This is a genomic window from Mesorhizobium sp. AR07, from assembly GCF_024746815.1.
Lineage (GTDB): Bacteria > Pseudomonadota > Alphaproteobacteria > Rhizobiales > Rhizobiaceae > Mesorhizobium.
The window spans coordinates 683,717-698,205 of record NZ_CP080525.1 but is presented as its reverse complement, the minus strand read 5'-3'; the positions used below and the strand labels follow the sequence as shown (position 1 = coordinate 698,205).

Annotated in this window: 21 protein-coding genes; all 21 read right to left on the bottom strand. The window is 62.0% G+C overall.

Going from position 1 to position 14,489, the window contains the following annotated elements; translation table 11 throughout:
- Window positions 1-193 precede the first annotated feature (193 nt).
- Window positions 194-1,024 (bottom strand): aspartyl/asparaginyl beta-hydroxylase domain-containing protein, encoded by an 831-nt coding sequence (locus BPNPMPFG_RS03695; RefSeq protein ID WP_258593279.1) that lies wholly within the window; start codon window positions 1,022-1,024, stop codon window positions 194-196.
- Window positions 1,025-1,184: 160 nt separating this feature from the next.
- On the bottom strand, window positions 1,185-1,856 hold the full coding sequence (locus BPNPMPFG_RS03690) for a DUF930 domain-containing protein (RefSeq protein ID WP_258593278.1): 672 nt from the start codon (window positions 1,854-1,856) through the stop codon (window positions 1,185-1,187).
- 5 nt (window positions 1,857-1,861) lie between these two features.
- Entirely contained in the window at window positions 1,862-3,169 is a 1,308-nt protein-coding gene (locus tag BPNPMPFG_RS03685) for a replication-associated recombination protein A (RefSeq protein ID WP_258593277.1), read from the bottom strand.
- Window positions 3,170-3,217: 48 nt separating this feature from the next.
- Window positions 3,218-4,705, bottom strand: coding sequence for a DegQ family serine endoprotease (locus BPNPMPFG_RS03680; RefSeq protein ID WP_258593276.1), 1,488 nt, complete (start codon window positions 4,703-4,705; stop codon window positions 3,218-3,220).
- Between the two features lie 199 nt (window positions 4,706-4,904).
- The gene (rplQ, locus tag BPNPMPFG_RS03675; protein ID WP_056588614.1) at window positions 4,905-5,336 is read right to left on the bottom strand and encodes a 50S ribosomal protein L17; all 432 of its coding nucleotides are present in this window, start codon (window positions 5,334-5,336) and stop codon (window positions 4,905-4,907) included.
- 43 nt (window positions 5,337-5,379) lie between these two features.
- Entirely contained in the window at window positions 5,380-6,390 is a 1,011-nt protein-coding gene (locus BPNPMPFG_RS03670) for a DNA-directed RNA polymerase subunit alpha (protein WP_013531438.1), read from the bottom strand.
- 107 nt (window positions 6,391-6,497) lie between these two features.
- Entirely contained in the window at window positions 6,498-6,887 is a 390-nt protein-coding gene (rpsK, locus tag BPNPMPFG_RS03665; RefSeq protein ID WP_006205444.1) for a 30S ribosomal protein S11, read from the bottom strand.
- A gap of 126 nt (window positions 6,888-7,013) precedes the next feature.
- On the bottom strand, window positions 7,014-7,382 hold the full coding sequence (gene rpsM, locus BPNPMPFG_RS03660; protein ID WP_006205445.1) for a 30S ribosomal protein S13: 369 nt from the start codon (window positions 7,380-7,382) through the stop codon (window positions 7,014-7,016).
- Between the two features lie 178 nt (window positions 7,383-7,560).
- Window positions 7,561-8,169 carry an adenylate kinase gene (locus BPNPMPFG_RS03655; RefSeq protein WP_258593275.1) on the bottom strand — a complete coding sequence of 203 codons (609 nt, stop codon included), beginning with the start codon at window positions 8,167-8,169 and terminating at the stop codon, window positions 7,561-7,563.
- The gene (secY, locus tag BPNPMPFG_RS03650) at window positions 8,166-9,506 is read right to left on the bottom strand and encodes a preprotein translocase subunit SecY (protein WP_126069209.1); all 1,341 of its coding nucleotides are present in this window, start codon (window positions 9,504-9,506) and stop codon (window positions 8,166-8,168) included. The genes BPNPMPFG_RS03655 and secY overlap by 4 nt, the downstream gene beginning before the upstream one ends.
- Before the next feature lie 193 nt (window positions 9,507-9,699).
- Complete coding sequence (gene rplO, locus BPNPMPFG_RS03645; protein ID WP_258593274.1) at window positions 9,700-10,176, bottom strand: 50S ribosomal protein L15; 477 nt, start codon at window positions 10,174-10,176, stop codon at window positions 9,700-9,702.
- Window positions 10,177-10,198: 22 nt separating this feature from the next.
- Window positions 10,199-10,396, bottom strand: coding sequence for a 50S ribosomal protein L30 (gene rpmD / locus BPNPMPFG_RS03640; protein ID WP_023736690.1), 198 nt, complete (start codon window positions 10,394-10,396; stop codon window positions 10,199-10,201).
- Between the two features lie 24 nt (window positions 10,397-10,420).
- Window positions 10,421-10,984 (bottom strand): 30S ribosomal protein S5, encoded by a 564-nt coding sequence (gene rpsE, locus BPNPMPFG_RS03635; protein ID WP_006333394.1) that lies wholly within the window; start codon window positions 10,982-10,984, stop codon window positions 10,421-10,423.
- An 86-nt stretch (window positions 10,985-11,070) separates the two neighbouring features.
- Window positions 11,071-11,430 carry a 50S ribosomal protein L18 gene (gene rplR / locus BPNPMPFG_RS03630; RefSeq protein ID WP_032925343.1) on the bottom strand — a complete coding sequence of 120 codons (360 nt, stop codon included), beginning with the start codon at window positions 11,428-11,430 and terminating at the stop codon, window positions 11,071-11,073.
- An 85-nt stretch (window positions 11,431-11,515) separates the two neighbouring features.
- Entirely contained in the window at window positions 11,516-12,049 is a 534-nt protein-coding gene (gene rplF / locus BPNPMPFG_RS03625) for a 50S ribosomal protein L6 (RefSeq protein WP_095089683.1), read from the bottom strand.
- 92 nt (window positions 12,050-12,141) lie between these two features.
- Window positions 12,142-12,540 (bottom strand): 30S ribosomal protein S8, encoded by a 399-nt coding sequence (rpsH, locus tag BPNPMPFG_RS03620; protein ID WP_258593273.1) that lies wholly within the window; start codon window positions 12,538-12,540, stop codon window positions 12,142-12,144.
- Window positions 12,541-12,552: 12 nt separating this feature from the next.
- On the bottom strand, window positions 12,553-12,858 hold the full coding sequence (rpsN, locus tag BPNPMPFG_RS03615; RefSeq protein WP_013895695.1) for a 30S ribosomal protein S14: 306 nt from the start codon (window positions 12,856-12,858) through the stop codon (window positions 12,553-12,555).
- Between the two features lie 27 nt (window positions 12,859-12,885).
- Window positions 12,886-13,485: a 50S ribosomal protein L5 gene (rplE, locus tag BPNPMPFG_RS03610; RefSeq protein WP_111548980.1), complete on the bottom strand. Its 600-nt coding sequence runs from the start codon at window positions 13,483-13,485 to the stop codon at window positions 12,886-12,888.
- Window positions 13,478-13,792 (bottom strand): 50S ribosomal protein L24, encoded by a 315-nt coding sequence (gene rplX / locus BPNPMPFG_RS03605; protein ID WP_013531428.1) that lies wholly within the window; start codon window positions 13,790-13,792, stop codon window positions 13,478-13,480. Before rplX ends, rplE begins: the two co-directional genes overlap by 8 nt.
- A gap of 12 nt (window positions 13,793-13,804) precedes the next feature.
- Window positions 13,805-14,173, bottom strand: a complete 369-nt coding sequence (gene rplN / locus BPNPMPFG_RS03600; RefSeq protein WP_006205457.1) for a 50S ribosomal protein L14 — start codon at window positions 14,171-14,173, stop codon at window positions 13,805-13,807.
- 72 nt (window positions 14,174-14,245) lie between these two features.
- Window positions 14,246-14,485 (bottom strand): 30S ribosomal protein S17, encoded by a 240-nt coding sequence (rpsQ, locus tag BPNPMPFG_RS03595; RefSeq protein WP_010909280.1) that lies wholly within the window; start codon window positions 14,483-14,485, stop codon window positions 14,246-14,248.
- Window positions 14,486-14,489 lie beyond the last annotated feature (4 nt).

Below are 14,489 nucleotides of genomic sequence, written 5' to 3'. Positions count from 1 at the left end.
ACTGTTGAGAGCTTGAACGGGATGTACACTTGAACGCCTGAGCACCGCAAGCGTCGAGAGCGCCCTCAAAAAGAGACAGGCAGGGATAGCGCTTTCTGAACGGGCTTTTGCCTATCAAGGCCCGGCGACGCACCGGGGCGTGCATGAGCACCAAATGCTGCCGGCGCAGCCGGCAGCATTGACGATTTCAAGCTCAGGTCGTCTCGACCTTCTTCGGCTTGGTCGAGCCGATCATCTTCCAGTTCTTGTAGAACATAGAGTTGATGCGCTCGACGCTCACCGAGACGACGGCGAGCATGGCCGCGATGAGACGGGGGACCGGGGATGGGCGAATGATGTCCATGAACACGCAGTAGCGCCGGCCATCATACTCGTTGACCGAGCGGTGGAGCAGCGTGTCGTCGAAGATGAACAGCGGATTGTCATACCAGTAGCTCTTGACGTTGCCGCATTCGACGAAAATCTCTGATTTCACCGGGATGAGATTGTAGAGAATGCGCAGGCTGAGCCGCAGCGGGCCGAAGTGCCAGGAGGTCGATTCGCGCTTGCTGAACACGGAAACCGCGATGGTCTTGATGTATTTGAAATCCTTGTTGAACTCGGCGACGTTGTCGATCTTGTGCTTGCCGTACCACTGATAGACGTACATACCGCGCCGGCCGGCGCCGAAATTGGCGTCGATGTCGGCGATGATCTCATCCTTGCGCGCCTTGAAGATATCCAGGACCTCATTGACCTCGCGCTGATAGTCGGCGGGAAACTGCTCCAGTTTCCAGACGCCCGGATTTCTGTAGCACAAGAGATCGACGAATAGATTGAACGGCGAAAGCAGCCAGGTGAACAGGCCGTTGCCGAGGAAATAGCCTGAGAATAGCGACAGATCCTTGCGGTCGTTGCGTAGCACATCGATGAGGCCGAGCACGATGAAGACCGAGGTCAGGATCGGAATGAAATAGAAGCCAAGGGCGAGAAGCGGAATGGCAATGGCGAATTTGCGAAGGGTCTTGCGAAGGGTTTTTGTCATTTTTCCACGCGCGGAGCGCGATCCTGTTGCGAATGAGGTGCGCCAAAATCATGGCAACGAGCACCGCCCGGTCGTGCGCCTTGATAAGGTTTTTTGGGTCACCACACAACGGCCGCGGTATCGCGGCCGTTGGCTGCCTTGTGAAGCCTGCCGGATTCGGTCAATGCACCGCCGGGAGGCCAAGCTCGTCCCATTTTTCCCTGGGGACCAGATCGCCAACCAGAAATTCGAAGCCGACGACACTTTCGCCGTCCCCAGCCAGTTGGCATCTGAATTTCAGACTATACCAGTTTCTGCGACTGCGGAAAGCCGCACCATTGGCGGCGATCGTGGTTCCGGTGATTTTTTCCTCGGCCGTGGCGTAAGGCACGACCCGCTCGGGCTGAAAATCCGTGCGCCATCGGCGAATCTGATCCATGGCCTCGAGATTGCACAATTGCACCATGCGCTCGTCGGAAGCGAAGGTGGCGAGATCGGCGCGTGCCTGCCGGCTGCGCGGATCGGCGAGCGTCTTGGCCGACAACATTTCAGTCGGCCGGATCATGGCCGGTGCGGCGGGTGGTTGCGGCCCGGGCGGGCTCGAAACAGGCGGCGGCACCGTTGCAGGCGCCTCGGGCAGTGCGGGCGCCTCTAGCGCGGGCGGAGGCGGCTTGGTCGCCGCCTCGAATTGTTGCGGCGTCAGGATGTCGACCGACACGCGCTCCTCCTCCAGCCGCTTCGGCGGCTTCGGCAACGGCATCATGGCCGCCATCAGCGCGTGGAGAACGACCGCGGTGGAAATGCCCCAGGGCGAAGCCTCGGTTCGAAGCGTGACGACGACCGGGTCACGCAAGCCTTCTATTCCCGCTCTTTGCGCAGCTTCGCCCAATAGTCGAGCCGCTTCCTGATGTCGCGCTCGAAACCGCGCTCCGGCGGATCGTAAAAAGTCTGGCGGCCCATCTTCTCGGGAAAATAGTCCTGGCCCGAAAAGGCATCCGGCTCGTCATGGTCGTAGCGGTAGCCGGCGCCGTAATCCTCTTCCTTCATCAGCTTGGTCGGCGCATTGAGGATGTGCTTCGGCGGCAGCAGCGAGCCATGCTCCTTGGCGGCTCGCGTGGCTGCCTTGAAGGCGGTGTAGACGGCGTTGGATTTGGGCGCGGTGGCGAGATAGACCGTGGCTTCGGCAAAGGCGAGTTCGCCTTCGGGCGAGCCGAGATAGTCGTAGGCATCCTTGGCGGCATTGGCGACGACCAACGCCTGCGGGTCGGCGAGGCCGATGTCCTCCATCGCCATGCGCACCAGCCGGCGGCCGAGATAGAGCGGATCCTCGCCGGCATCGAACATGCGCGCGAGATAATAGAGCGCGGCGTCGGGGTCGGAGCCACGCACCGATTTGTGCAGCGCCGAGATCAGATTGTAGTGGCCGTCCTGGCCCTTGTCGTAGATCGGCGCGCGGCGCTGGACGATGCGCTGCAGGCCTTCGGGATCGAAGATCTCGCCTGGCTTGGCGGCGCGCCAGACTTCTTCGGCGAGCGTCAGCGAGGCACGGCCGTCGCCATCGCTCATGCGGATGAGCATCGCCCTCGCCTCGTCGTCGAGCGGCAGCGCCCTGCCCTCGGTCTCCTCGGCGCGCACCATCAGCTTGGCGATGCTCTCCTCGCCCAATGAATGGAAGACCAGCACGCGCGCGCGAGACAACAGAGCCGCATTCAACTCGAAGGACGGGTTTTCGGTGGTGGCGCCAACCAGCACGACCGTGCCGTCCTCCATAACCGGGAGAAAAGAATCCTGCTGGGCGCGATTGAAGCGATGGATCTCGTCGACGAACAGCAAGGTCTGGCGGCCGTTGGCGCGGCGCAGCTTGGCGGCTTCGAACACTTTTTTCAGGTCGGCGACGCCTGAAAACACCGCCGATATCTGCTCGAAAGCCAGGCTGGTTTCGCCGGCCAGCAACCGCGCCACCGTCGTCTTGCCGGTGCCGGGCGGCCCCCAGAAGATCATCGAGCCGAGCGAACCCGACCCGATCAGCCGGGTCAGCGCGCCATCGGGACCGGTCAGATGTTCCTGGCCGACGACTTCGCCGAGGTTCTTCGGCCGCAACCGGTCGGCAAGCGGCCGGCCGGGCGGCGCTCTTTCCGGTTCATCGACGCTGAACAGATCGGCCATGCACTTCTTTTTGGTTGGAGCATAAGCCCGAATACAGGGGGCCGTGCCCTAATAACGCAACACCTGACGCAGTATCTGCCCGCCGCGCTCGACGGTAAAGCGCCACCAGCGTGTATCCGCCTTGGCCGCCTGCTCCAGGGTCGCCGCGGTATCGATGGTGGTGCCGTTCACCTCGCGCACGATGTCGCCAGGCTGGAAGCCGAAATCGGCGGCCGGCGAGTCGCGGTTGATGTCGACCACGGTGACGCCCTTGATGTCGGTGCGCAGGCCAAGCTTCTGGGCGAGCCGGGGCGACAGTTCCGCGACCTTGGCGCCCGAGAACGGGCTGCGGCCGTGCAGCGTCACTTCAGCAGCCTTCGCGCCTTCCGGCGCGCGCTCCAGCGCGATGTCCATCGCTGCCTGCTTGCCCTTGGTCAGAACCGCGAAATTGGCGGTGGTGCCGATCGACAGCGTCGCCATCCGGTAGTCCAACGCTTCTATGCTCTCGACTGGCTTGCCGTTAAGCTGCAGCACGACGTCGCCAGGCTTGAGCCCTGCTTTGGCGGCCGGTCCGGTGGCCTCGACCGACGAGACGAGTGCACCGGTCGGCTTCTCCATGCCGAGCGATTCGGCAATCTGCGGCGTCACCGCTTCGAACTCGGCGCCGATGTAGGGCCTCTCGAAGAAGTCGAGCCCGGCTTTGGCCGCATCGGCAAACGCGCGCACCATGTTTGCGGGGATGGCAAAACCGATGCCGATCGAGCCGCCGCTGCGGCTGTAGATCGCTGTGTTGATGCCGACCAGCTGGCCGCCCATGTTGATCAGCGCACCGCCGGAATTGCCGGGGTTGATGGCGGCGTCAGTCTGGATGAAGAAGCTGGAATCGGACACGCCGATATGGCTGCGGGCCAGTGCTGAAACGATGCCGCTGGTGGTGGTCTGGCCGACACCGAAGGGATTGCCTATGGCCAGCACCAGATCGCCGACCTCGAGCGCGTCGGAATCGCCGATGGGGATGACCGGAAACGGCTTGTCCGAGGTGATCTTGAGCACGGCAAGGTCGAGCGTCTCGTCCTTGAGCATCACTTTGCTGTCGAATTCGCGCCCGTCCGCGGTCGCCACCTTGACCTGATCGGCATCCTTGATGACGTGGTAGTTGGTGACCACGACGCCGGTCGGATCGACCAGCACGCCGGAGCCGAGCGAAGACTGGGCGCGCGGCTGCGAGCGGCCAAAAAATTCCTCGAAGAACGGATCGCCGTCGAAAGGCGACGTCACCTTGGCGGTCTGCGAAGCATAGACATTGACCACGGCCGGCGCCGTCTGCTTGACCAGCGGGGCAAACGACAGCTGCACTTCGTCGCGGCCGAACGGCACGCGCTTGTCGGGACCGGAGGTGGCGTTCTCGCCTTCGACACCATGCAGCAGATCGGTCAGCACGTCTGACAGGCCGGGATCGGTCTTGGTCTCCTCGGCCAATGCCTGCCTGACCACCGGTGCGGCTGCGAACGCCAGCATGGCGAAGAGCAGAACAAGGGACAGTCGGTTGGCGCGCATTCACGAATCCTCCAAGGCAAGTTCGGGGGCATTGTCCCGACGATTGTGCAAAATGAAAGGCTAAGCCGCTGAAATCCGATTATTTTGGCCAAAGACCCTCGGTTCCTGCCAGGAAATCGGCTTCAGCCGCAATCTGCACCTTTCAGAAAACAAAAAGGGGCCCGCAGGCCCCTTTGAATTCGTTTCGGAAAACCGAGCCTTATGCGGCCGCGGCGTCCGCGTCGGTGCCTTCGGCTTCGATGCGGGCGCGGTCGCCGGCGCCCTTGGCCGAGGTGTCGCGATCGACGAACTCGATGACAGCCATGGCGGCGTTGTCGCCGTGGCGGAAGCCCGCCTTCATGATGCGCAGATAGCCGCCGTTGCGGGTGGCGTAGCGCGGGGCGATGGTGTCGAACAGGCGCTTGACGACGCCTTCATTGCCGATCTGCGCGATCACCTGGCGGCGGGCATGCAGGTCGCCACGCTTGCCGAGCGTCACCAGCTTCTCGACGATCGGACGCAAATCCTTCGCCTTCGGCAAGGTGGTGACGATCTGCTCATGCTCGAGCAGCGACACGGCCAGGTTGGCGAACATCGACTTGCGGTGGCTTATGCTACGGGCGAACCGGCGGCCCTTAAATCCGTGGCGCATGGCTCTTCTCCTTCATTGCGGGTTCAAGAAGCTCTTTCGAGCCTCAATATTGATCTTCGTATCGCTTGGCGAGGTCTTCGATGTTTTCCGGCGGCCAGTCCGGCACTTCCATGCCGAGGTGCAGGCCCATCGCCGCCAGGACTTCCTTGATCTCGTTCAGCGACTTGCGGCCGAAGTTCGGGGTGCGCAGCATCTCGGCTTCGGTCTTCTGGATCAGGTCGCCGATATAGACGATGTTGTCGTTCTTCAGGCAGTTGGCCGAACGCACCGAAAGCTCGAGCTCGTCGACCTTCTTGAGCAACGCCGGGTTGAAGGCGAGCTCGGTGACGGCTTCGGCGGCGACTTCCTTCTGCGGCTCGTCGAAGTTGACGAACAGGCCGAGCTGGTCCTGCAGGATGCGGGCGGCGAAAGCCACCGCGTCCTCGCCGGTGATCGAACCGTCGGTCTCGATCGTCATGGTCAGCTTGTCATAGTCGAGAACCTGGCCCTCGCGGGTGTTCTCGACCTTGTAGGAGACCTTCTTGACCGGCGAATAGAGGCTGTCGACCGGGATGAGGCCGATAGGCGCGTCTTCGGCGCGGTTGCGGTCGGCCGGCACGTAACCCTTTCCGGTGTCGACGGTGAATTCCATACGGATTTCAGCGCCTTCGTCCAGTGTGCAGATGACGTGATCGGGGTTGAGGATCTCGACGTCGCCAACCGTCTGGATGTCGCCGGCGAGAACAGCGCCCGGGCCCTGCTTGCGCACGACCATGCGCTTGGGACCATCGCCTTCCATGCGGATGGCGATTTCCTTGATGTTCAAGACGATGTCGGTCACGTCCTCGCGCACACCGGCGATGGACGAGAATTCATGCAGAACGCCGTCGATCTGCACGGCGGTAACAGCCGCACCGCGCAGCGAAGACAGAAGCACGCGGCGCAGCGCGTTGCCCAGCGTCAGGCCGAAGCCACGCTCGAGCGGCTCGGCGACCAGCGTGGTCAGCGTCTTCTTCTTCGACGAGAACTCGATCTTGTTCGGCTTGATCAGTTCCTGCCAATTTTTCTGGATCATGATGCTTTCCTTCCGTTGACCCGCCACCATCCAATCGTGGCGGGCGACCTGGAATGCCGTGGAGGAGCGCACCCCAAGGGGCGCTCGCGCGGCGTTCGGTATTTTTTTTAGACGCGGCGCTTCTTGCGCGGGCGGCAGCCATTGTGCGGGATCGGCGTCACATCACGGATCGAGGTGATGGTGAAGCCGGCCGCCTGCAAGGCGCGCAGTGCCGATTCACGACCGGAGCCAGGTCCGCAGACCTCGACTTCGAGCATGCGCATGCCGTGTTCCTGGGCCTTCTTGGCAACGTCCTCGGCGGCCATCTGGGCAGCGAACGGGGTCGACTTGCGTGAACCCTTGAAGCCCTGGGCACCGGCCGACGACCAGGCAATCGAATTGCCCTGCGCGTCGGTGATGGTGATCATCGTGTTGTTGAAGGTCGAATTGACGTGGGCAACGCCCGACGAGATGTTCTTGCGTTCGCGACGGCGAACACGAGCGGCTTCCTTGGCCATGATAGTCCTTTCAGTTGATCTCTACACCGCCGTAATGCCAGCGGCTCCACCTTGCAAAAGCGAGTAGTGAGTAGCGAATAGTGAGACGAACCCCTATTCGCTACGAGCTACTCGCGATTCGCTCAATTACTTCTTCTTGCCGGCGATCGACTTGGCCGGGCCCTTGCGGGTACGCGCATTGGTATGCGTGCGCTGGCCGCGAACCGGCAGCGAACGGCGGTGACGCAGGCCGCGGTAGCAGCCGAGGTCCATGAGCCGCTTGATGTTCATCGAGACTTCGCGGCGCAGGTCGCCCTCGACCTGGTAGTCGCGGTCGATGGTTTCGCGGATCTGCAGCACTTCCGCGTCGGTCAGCTGGTTGACGCGACGCTCGGCCGGGATGCCGACCTTGTCGACGATCTCCTGGGCGAACTTCTTGCCGATGCCGTGAATGTACTGAAGCGCGATGACGACGCGCTTGTTGGTCGGAATGTTGACGCCGGCTATACGAGCCATGTTCTTCTCTTCTCCATGTGGGCCGGACGAACCGGCGCTATCTTAAGTTGCCCCGCGTCCGGTGGAGGCCGGCCCATGCGGGAGTTTCCAGTTCAAAGCGGCTGCCTTGCCCTTGCGGACAAGCAAAGCCGATGCCTGATAGGAAGACGGGCCGCCATACCCCAGCGAACCGCTCCCGTCAAGCGCAATCGTTAATTTCCCCGCGCTGTGTCCCTAGCACCGCTTCGATCTGTTCCGTTACGGCATCGATATCGGCCATGCCGTCGACGCTGCGGAGCTTGCCCTTGGCATAGTAGTAGCCAATCAGCGGCGACGTTTTCTTGTAGTACTCCCGCAGGCGCTCCTCGAACACGACCGGATTGTCGTCCTTGCGAACGGGCAGGCCGGCGGCCTGTGCCTCGTTGGCGCGCTTGACTATACGACCCACCAGCGCCTTGTCGTCGACGACAAGTTCGATGACCGCGTCGAGGCCCTGGGAGCGATCCGAAAGCATCTGCTCAACAGCGTCCGCCTGCACCAGGGTCCGCGGATATCCGTCGAGGATGAACCCCTTCGCGCAATCGGCCTGATCGATACGCTCGGCGACGATCGCGTTGGCGATGGCGTCGGAGACCAGCTCGCCGGCATCCATCACCGCCTTGGCGCGCTTGCCGACCTCGGTGCCTGCCTGGACGGCTGCACGCAGCATGTCGCCCGTCGAAAGCTGGGGTATGCCGTGTTTTTCTACCAGTCTTTGTGCTTGTGTCCCCTTGCCCGCCCCTGGCGGCCCAAGCAATATCAACCTCATCTGGCTTTCTTCCCCCCGCGCAGCTTCGACTTCTTGATCAGGCCTTCATACTGATGCGCGATCAGGTGTCCCTGAATCTGCGCAACCGTATCGAGCGTGACACTGACCACGATCAGAAGCGATGTGCCACCAAGGTAGAATGGTACGCCAGTCGCCGAGATCAGGAACTCCGGCAGCAGGCACACCAGCACCAGGTAGATGGCGCCGACGACGGTGATGCGGGTGAGGACGTAATCGATGTAATCGGCGGTGCGCTCGCCCGGACGATAGCCCGGGATGAAGCCCGAATGCTTCTTGAGCTGGTCGGCGGTGTCCTTCGGGTTGAACACGATCGCGGTGTAGAAGAAGGCGAAGAACACGATCATCGCCGCGTAGAACGCCATGTAGAGCGGCTGGCCATGGCCGAGCGACGCCAGGACGGTGCTGGCCCAGGCCGGCATGTTGGTCGTCTGCGAGAAGCCAGCGACGGTGGCCGGCAGCAACAGCAGCGACGAGGCGAAGATCGGCGGGATGACACCCGACGTGTTGAGCTTCAGCGGCAGATGCGAGGTATCGCCCTGGAACATGCGATTGCCGACCTGACGCTTCGGATACTGGATCAGCAAGCGGCGCTGGGCGCGCTCGAAGAACACGATCAGGGCGATGACGACGATGGCCAGGACGATGATCGCCAGGATCAGGCCGGTCGACAGCGCGCCGGTACGGCCAAGCTCCAGCGTGCCGGAGATGGCGTGCGGCAGGCCGGCGACGATGCCCGAGAAGATGATCAGCGAAATGCCGTTGCCGATGCCGCGCGCGGTGATCTGCTCACCGAGCCACATCAGGAACATGGTGCCGCCGACCAGCGTGACGACGGTCGAGATGCGGAAGAACATGCCGGGATCGCTGACGATGCCGTTGCCGCCCTCGAGCCCCACGGAAATGCCATAGGCCTGAACCAGCGCCAGAAGCACGGTGCCGTAGCGCGTGTACTGGTTGATGACCTTGCGGCCCTGTTCGCCTTCCTTCTTCAGCGCTTCCAGCGACGGGATGACCGAGGTCATCAGCTGCATGATGATGGAGGCGGAAATGTAGGGCATGATGCCCAGCGCAAAGATCGCCATGCGCTGCACGGCGCCGCCGGCGAACATGTTGAACATGCCGAGCACGCCCTTGCTCTGCGAGGAGAATGCCTGGGCGAAGGCGTCGGGATTGATGCCGGGAAGCGGGATGTAGGTGCCGAGGCGATAGACGAGCAGCGCGCCGATCGTGAACCAGATGCGTTTCTTCAGGTCCTCCGCCTTGGCGAAGGCCGAGAAATTCAGATTCGAGGCTAGTTGTTCAGCAGCCGAAGCCATGCCTGATTCTCCGCTTGGTAACGCTTGATGGCCCGTGAGGTCAGGCGGTGCGTTTCACCGAAGCTCACGAGATAAGCTCCGGGCCCTAAACATGCAAGCGGCCGCGTCGACGCGGCCGCCTAATTGAACAGATCAAAGCGCAATCGTGAGCAAAAACGGATATCGCTTTTGCCGATCGCGCTTCAAATTGCCGTTACTCGGCAGCTGCCTTTTTCTCCGGCAGCTTGACCGAACCGCCGGCCTTTTCGATCTTCTCGATCGCTGCCTTGGAGGCGCCGGCAACGTCAAAGGCGAGCTTCGCCTTGATCTCGCCGTCCGAGAGGATGCGCACGCCGTCCTTGACGCGGCGGATGACGCCGGCGGCAACCAGCGATTCAGCCGTCACGGTTGCCTTGGCGTCGAGCTTCTTGGCGTCGATCGCCACCTGGATACGGGCCAGCGAGACGACGGTGAAGCTCTTGGCGAAGATGTTGTTGAAGCCACGCTTCGGCAGGCGCCGGTAGAGCGGCATCTGGCCACCCTCGAAGCCGTTGATGGCAACGCCGGAGCGCGCCTTCTGGCCCTTGACGCCGCGACCGCCGGTCTTGCCGGTGCCGGAGCCGATGCCACGGCCGAGACGCTTCTTGGAGTGCGTCGCGCCGTCCTTGTCACGCAGATCGTTGAGTTTCATCTGGGTTCTCCTGCGCTCTGGCTCAGCCCTCGTCCACGACGCGGACGAGATGCTGGACGGCAGCGATCATGCCGCGCACGGAGGGCGTATCTTCCAGCGTGCGCTGCTTGTGCATCTTGTTGAGGCCGAGCCCGACCAGCGTCGCGCGCTGTTCCTTCGGGCGGCGGATCGGCGAACCGATCTGCTCAACGGTGACGGTCTTTGTTGCTTTCTTGGCCATGGTCAAAATCCCTGGTCAGATCGACTATTCTTCAGCCGCAACGGCGGTGCCGCGGCGGGCCTGAAGGGTCGAATACTTGATGCCACGAGCGGCAGCCACATCCTTGGGATGCATCTGGCTCTTCAGCGCGTCGAAGGTGGCACGAACCATGTTGTAAGGGTTCGACGAACCCATCGACTTGGCGACCACGTCATGCATGCCGAGCGTCTCGAAGACGGCGCGCATCGGGCCACCGGCGATGATGCCGGTACCTTGCTTGGCGGCGCGCAACAGAACGCGTCCCGCGCCCCAGCGTCCTTCGACGTCGTGGTGCAGCGTACGGCCCGAGCGCAGCGGCACGAAGATCATGTCGCGCTTGGCCGATTCCGTTGCCTTGCGGATAGCTTCCGGCACTTCGCGCGCCTTGCCGTGACCAAAGCCGACACGGCCCTTCTGGTCGCCGACGACGACGAGTGCTGCAAAACCGAAGCGACGGCCGCCCTTGACGACCTTGGCGACGCGGTTGATGTGGACGAGCTTGTCCACCATGCCGTCATCGCGCTCTTCACGATCGCGGCCGCGGCCGCCATCCCTACGTTCCTGTGCCATATCCTGTTCCTTGTTTTTTTCCGGAAGCACGGTTGCTGATAAGATCCGGCGCCTCTGTGGGTCGCCGGGGGCGAAATTCTTTGGATTTAGAAGCTCAGACCACCTTCACGGGCAGCCTCGGCGAGCGCCTTGACGCGGCCGTGATAGATGTAGGCGCCGCGGTCGAAGACGACTTCCTTGACGCCGGCCTTGGTGGCGCGCTCGGCGATCAGCTTGCCGATCGCGGCGGCGGCGGCGGTGTCGGCGCCGGTCTTGAGCGAACCCTTGAGGTCCTTCTCAAGGGTCGAAGCGGCAGCGATGGTGTGGCCCTTGGCGTCGTCGATGACCTGGACGTAGATGTTCTTCGACGTGCGGTGGACCGACAGACGCGGACGCTCGCCGGCGACCTTCTTGATCTGACGGCGGACGCGCTGCGCGCGGCGCTGGATGGATTCCTTGGTAGCCATGATAGTTCCTTGCCTTCAAAAAACGGGGGCCGCCATATGCGGTAGGCGAAAGCGCCTCCCGCGACCGCTCCCCGCGGCGTTACAATTACTTCTTCTTGCCTTCCTTGCGGACGATCTTCTCGCCAGCATAGCGGACACCCTTGCCCTTGTAGGGCTCGGGACCGCGGTATTCGCGGATCTCGGCGGCAACCTGGCCGACCTGCTGCTTGTCGATGCCGGTCACGGTGATTTCCGTCGGCTTCGGCACAGCGATCGTGATGCCTGCCGGCGTCTCGTAGACGACGTCATGGCTGAAGCCAAGTGCCAGCTGCAGGTTCTTGCCCTGCATGGCGGCACGATAGCCGACGCCGGTGATCTCGAGCTTCTTCTCGAAACCGTCCTTGACGCCCTGCAGGATGTTGACGATCTGCGTGCGCGACATGCCCCACTTGGAGCGCGCCGTCTTGGTCTGGTCGCGTGGCTGGACAGCGATCTCGCTGCCTTCCATCTTGACCAGCACTTCTTCGTTCACCACGAACTTCAGCTCGCCCTTGGGGCCTTTCGCCGTCACGGTCTGGCCGTTGACGGTCGCGGTCACACCCTGCGGCAGCGAAACGGGTTTCTTTCCAATACGAGACATTTTGTTGTCCTCGTCACTTCTCTTGTTTCAGGTCTCTGTCTTCGGGCATGATCCCGAAGACCGGATTCCGATTTTCCCGGTCACACGCCAGATCAGAAGATCTGGCAGAGGATTTCACCACCGACGTTCTGTTCACGCGCTTCGTAGTCGGCCATCACGCCCTTCGGTGTCGAAAGGATGGCGATGCCGAGGCCGTTGGCGACGTGCGGAATCGACTTGGCCGAAACGTAGACGCGGCGGCCAGGCTTCGAGACGCGGGCGATTTCGCGCACGACCGGCGCGCCGTCGAAATACTTCAGCTCGATCTCGATTTCGGACTTGCCGTTGTCGAAGTCGGTCTGGCTGTAATCGCGGATATAGCCTTCAGCCTTCAGCACGTCGAGGACGCGGGTGCGCAGACGCGAAGCCGGCGTCGAAACGCTCGACTTCTTGCGGCCGTAGGCGTTGCGGATGCGGGTCAGCATATCGCCGAGAGGATCGCTCAATGACATGTTATGTCCTCCTTACCAGCTCGACTTGACCAGGCCCGGGATCTGGCCGTTATTGCCGAGATCACGAAGCGCGATGCGCGATACTTTGAGCTTGCGATAGTAGGCGCGCGGACGGCCGGTGACTTCGCAGCGGTTGCGGATGCGGATCTTGGCCGAGTTGCGCGGCATGGCGGCAAGCTTGAGCTGAGCGCGGAAGCGCTCTTCCATCGGCTTGGACTGATCCATGATGATCGCCTTGAGGGCAGCACGCTTGGGACCGTACTGGTCGGCAAGCTTGCGGCGCCTGTTGTTCTTCTCGACTGAGCTGGTCTTTGCCATTTCAGATTTTTCCTTTTCTCGCTGCCGTTACTGGCGGAAGGGGAAGTTGAAGGCCTTGAGCAATGCCCTGGCTTCGTCGTCCGTCTTCGCAGTCGTACAAACGATGACGTCCATGCCCCAGATCTGATCAACCTTGTCGTAGTTGATCTCCGGGAACACGATGTGTTCTTTGATGCCCATGGCGTAGTTGCCACGGCCATCGAAGCTCTTCGGATTGAGCCCGCGGAAGTCGCGGACGCGTGGCAGTGCGATGTTCACGAGGCGGTCGAGGAACTCGTACATGCGTTCCTTGCGCAGCGTGACCTTGGCACCGATCGGCATCTTCTCGCGGACCTTGAAGCCGGCGATGGAGTTGCGGGCGCGGGTGACGACGGCCTTCTGGCCGGCGATCATCGCCAGGTCTTCGGCGGCGATCGAAGGCTTCTTCGAATCGCCGGTCGCTTCGCCAACGCCCATGTTCAGCACGATCTTGTCGATGCGCGGAACCTGCATCTCGTTCTCGTAGCCGAACTGTTCCTGCAACGCCTTGCGGATGGTCTCGTTGTAGACCTGCTTGAGGCGCGGCGTGTTCTGGGCCTTGGACTGCTTGCTTTCAGCCTTGGGCTTCGTGGTTTGAGCCTTAGCCATTGATGACTTCTCCCGAGCGCTTGGCGACGCGCACCTTCTTGCCGTCCTTCTGGAAGATGAAGCCGACGCGGGTCGGCTTGCCATCCTTGGGGTCGGCCAGCGCGATGTTCGACAGCTGGATCGGCGCTTCCTTGGTGATGATCCCGCCCTCTTGGGACTGGGACTGCTTCTGGTGACGACGGATCATGTTGACGCCGCGCACCAGCGCGGTGTCTTCCTTCGGCTGAACCGAGAGGACTTCGCCCGAACGGCCCTTGTCCTTGCCGGCCAGCACGACGACCTTGTCGCCTTTTCTAATCTTTTGCATTGGTCCGGCTCCTTACAGCACTTCAGGCGCGAGCGAGATGATCTTCATGTGGTTCTTGGCGCGGAGTTCGCGCGGAACCGGTCCGAAGATACGCGTGCCGATCGGCTCTTTCTTGTTATCGACGAGAACGGCCGCGTTCTTGTCGAAACGGATCACGCTGCCGTCCGGGCGGCGGATGTCCTTGGCCGTGCGAACCACGACCGCCTTCATCACATCGCCCTTCTTCACGCGGCCGCGCGGGATGGCTTCCTTGATCGACACCACGATGATGTCGCCCACGGAAGCGTATTTCCGCTTCGAGCCGCCCAGCACCTTGATGCACATGACACGACGGGCGCCGGAATTATCCGCGACGTCGAGGTTTGTTTGCATCTGAATCATGACTGGCCGCCTTCTTCTTTTCTAACGGGACGGGCTCTAAGCCCCTCCCCGGTCTGTCCAAAATTCGTTTGTTTACGCCTGGTCCGAAGACACGACGATCCAGCGCTTATCCTTGGAAATCGGCTTCGATTCCTGGATGAACACCTGATCGCCAACCTTATGGGCGTTGTTCTCGTCGTGCGCCTTGTACTTCTTGGTCATGCGCACGGTCTTCTTCATCACGGGATGCGTGAAGCGCCGTTCGACCTTGACGACAACCGTCTTCTCGTTCTTGTCGCTGACGACGGTGCCCTGCAGAATGCGCTTTGGCATGGTT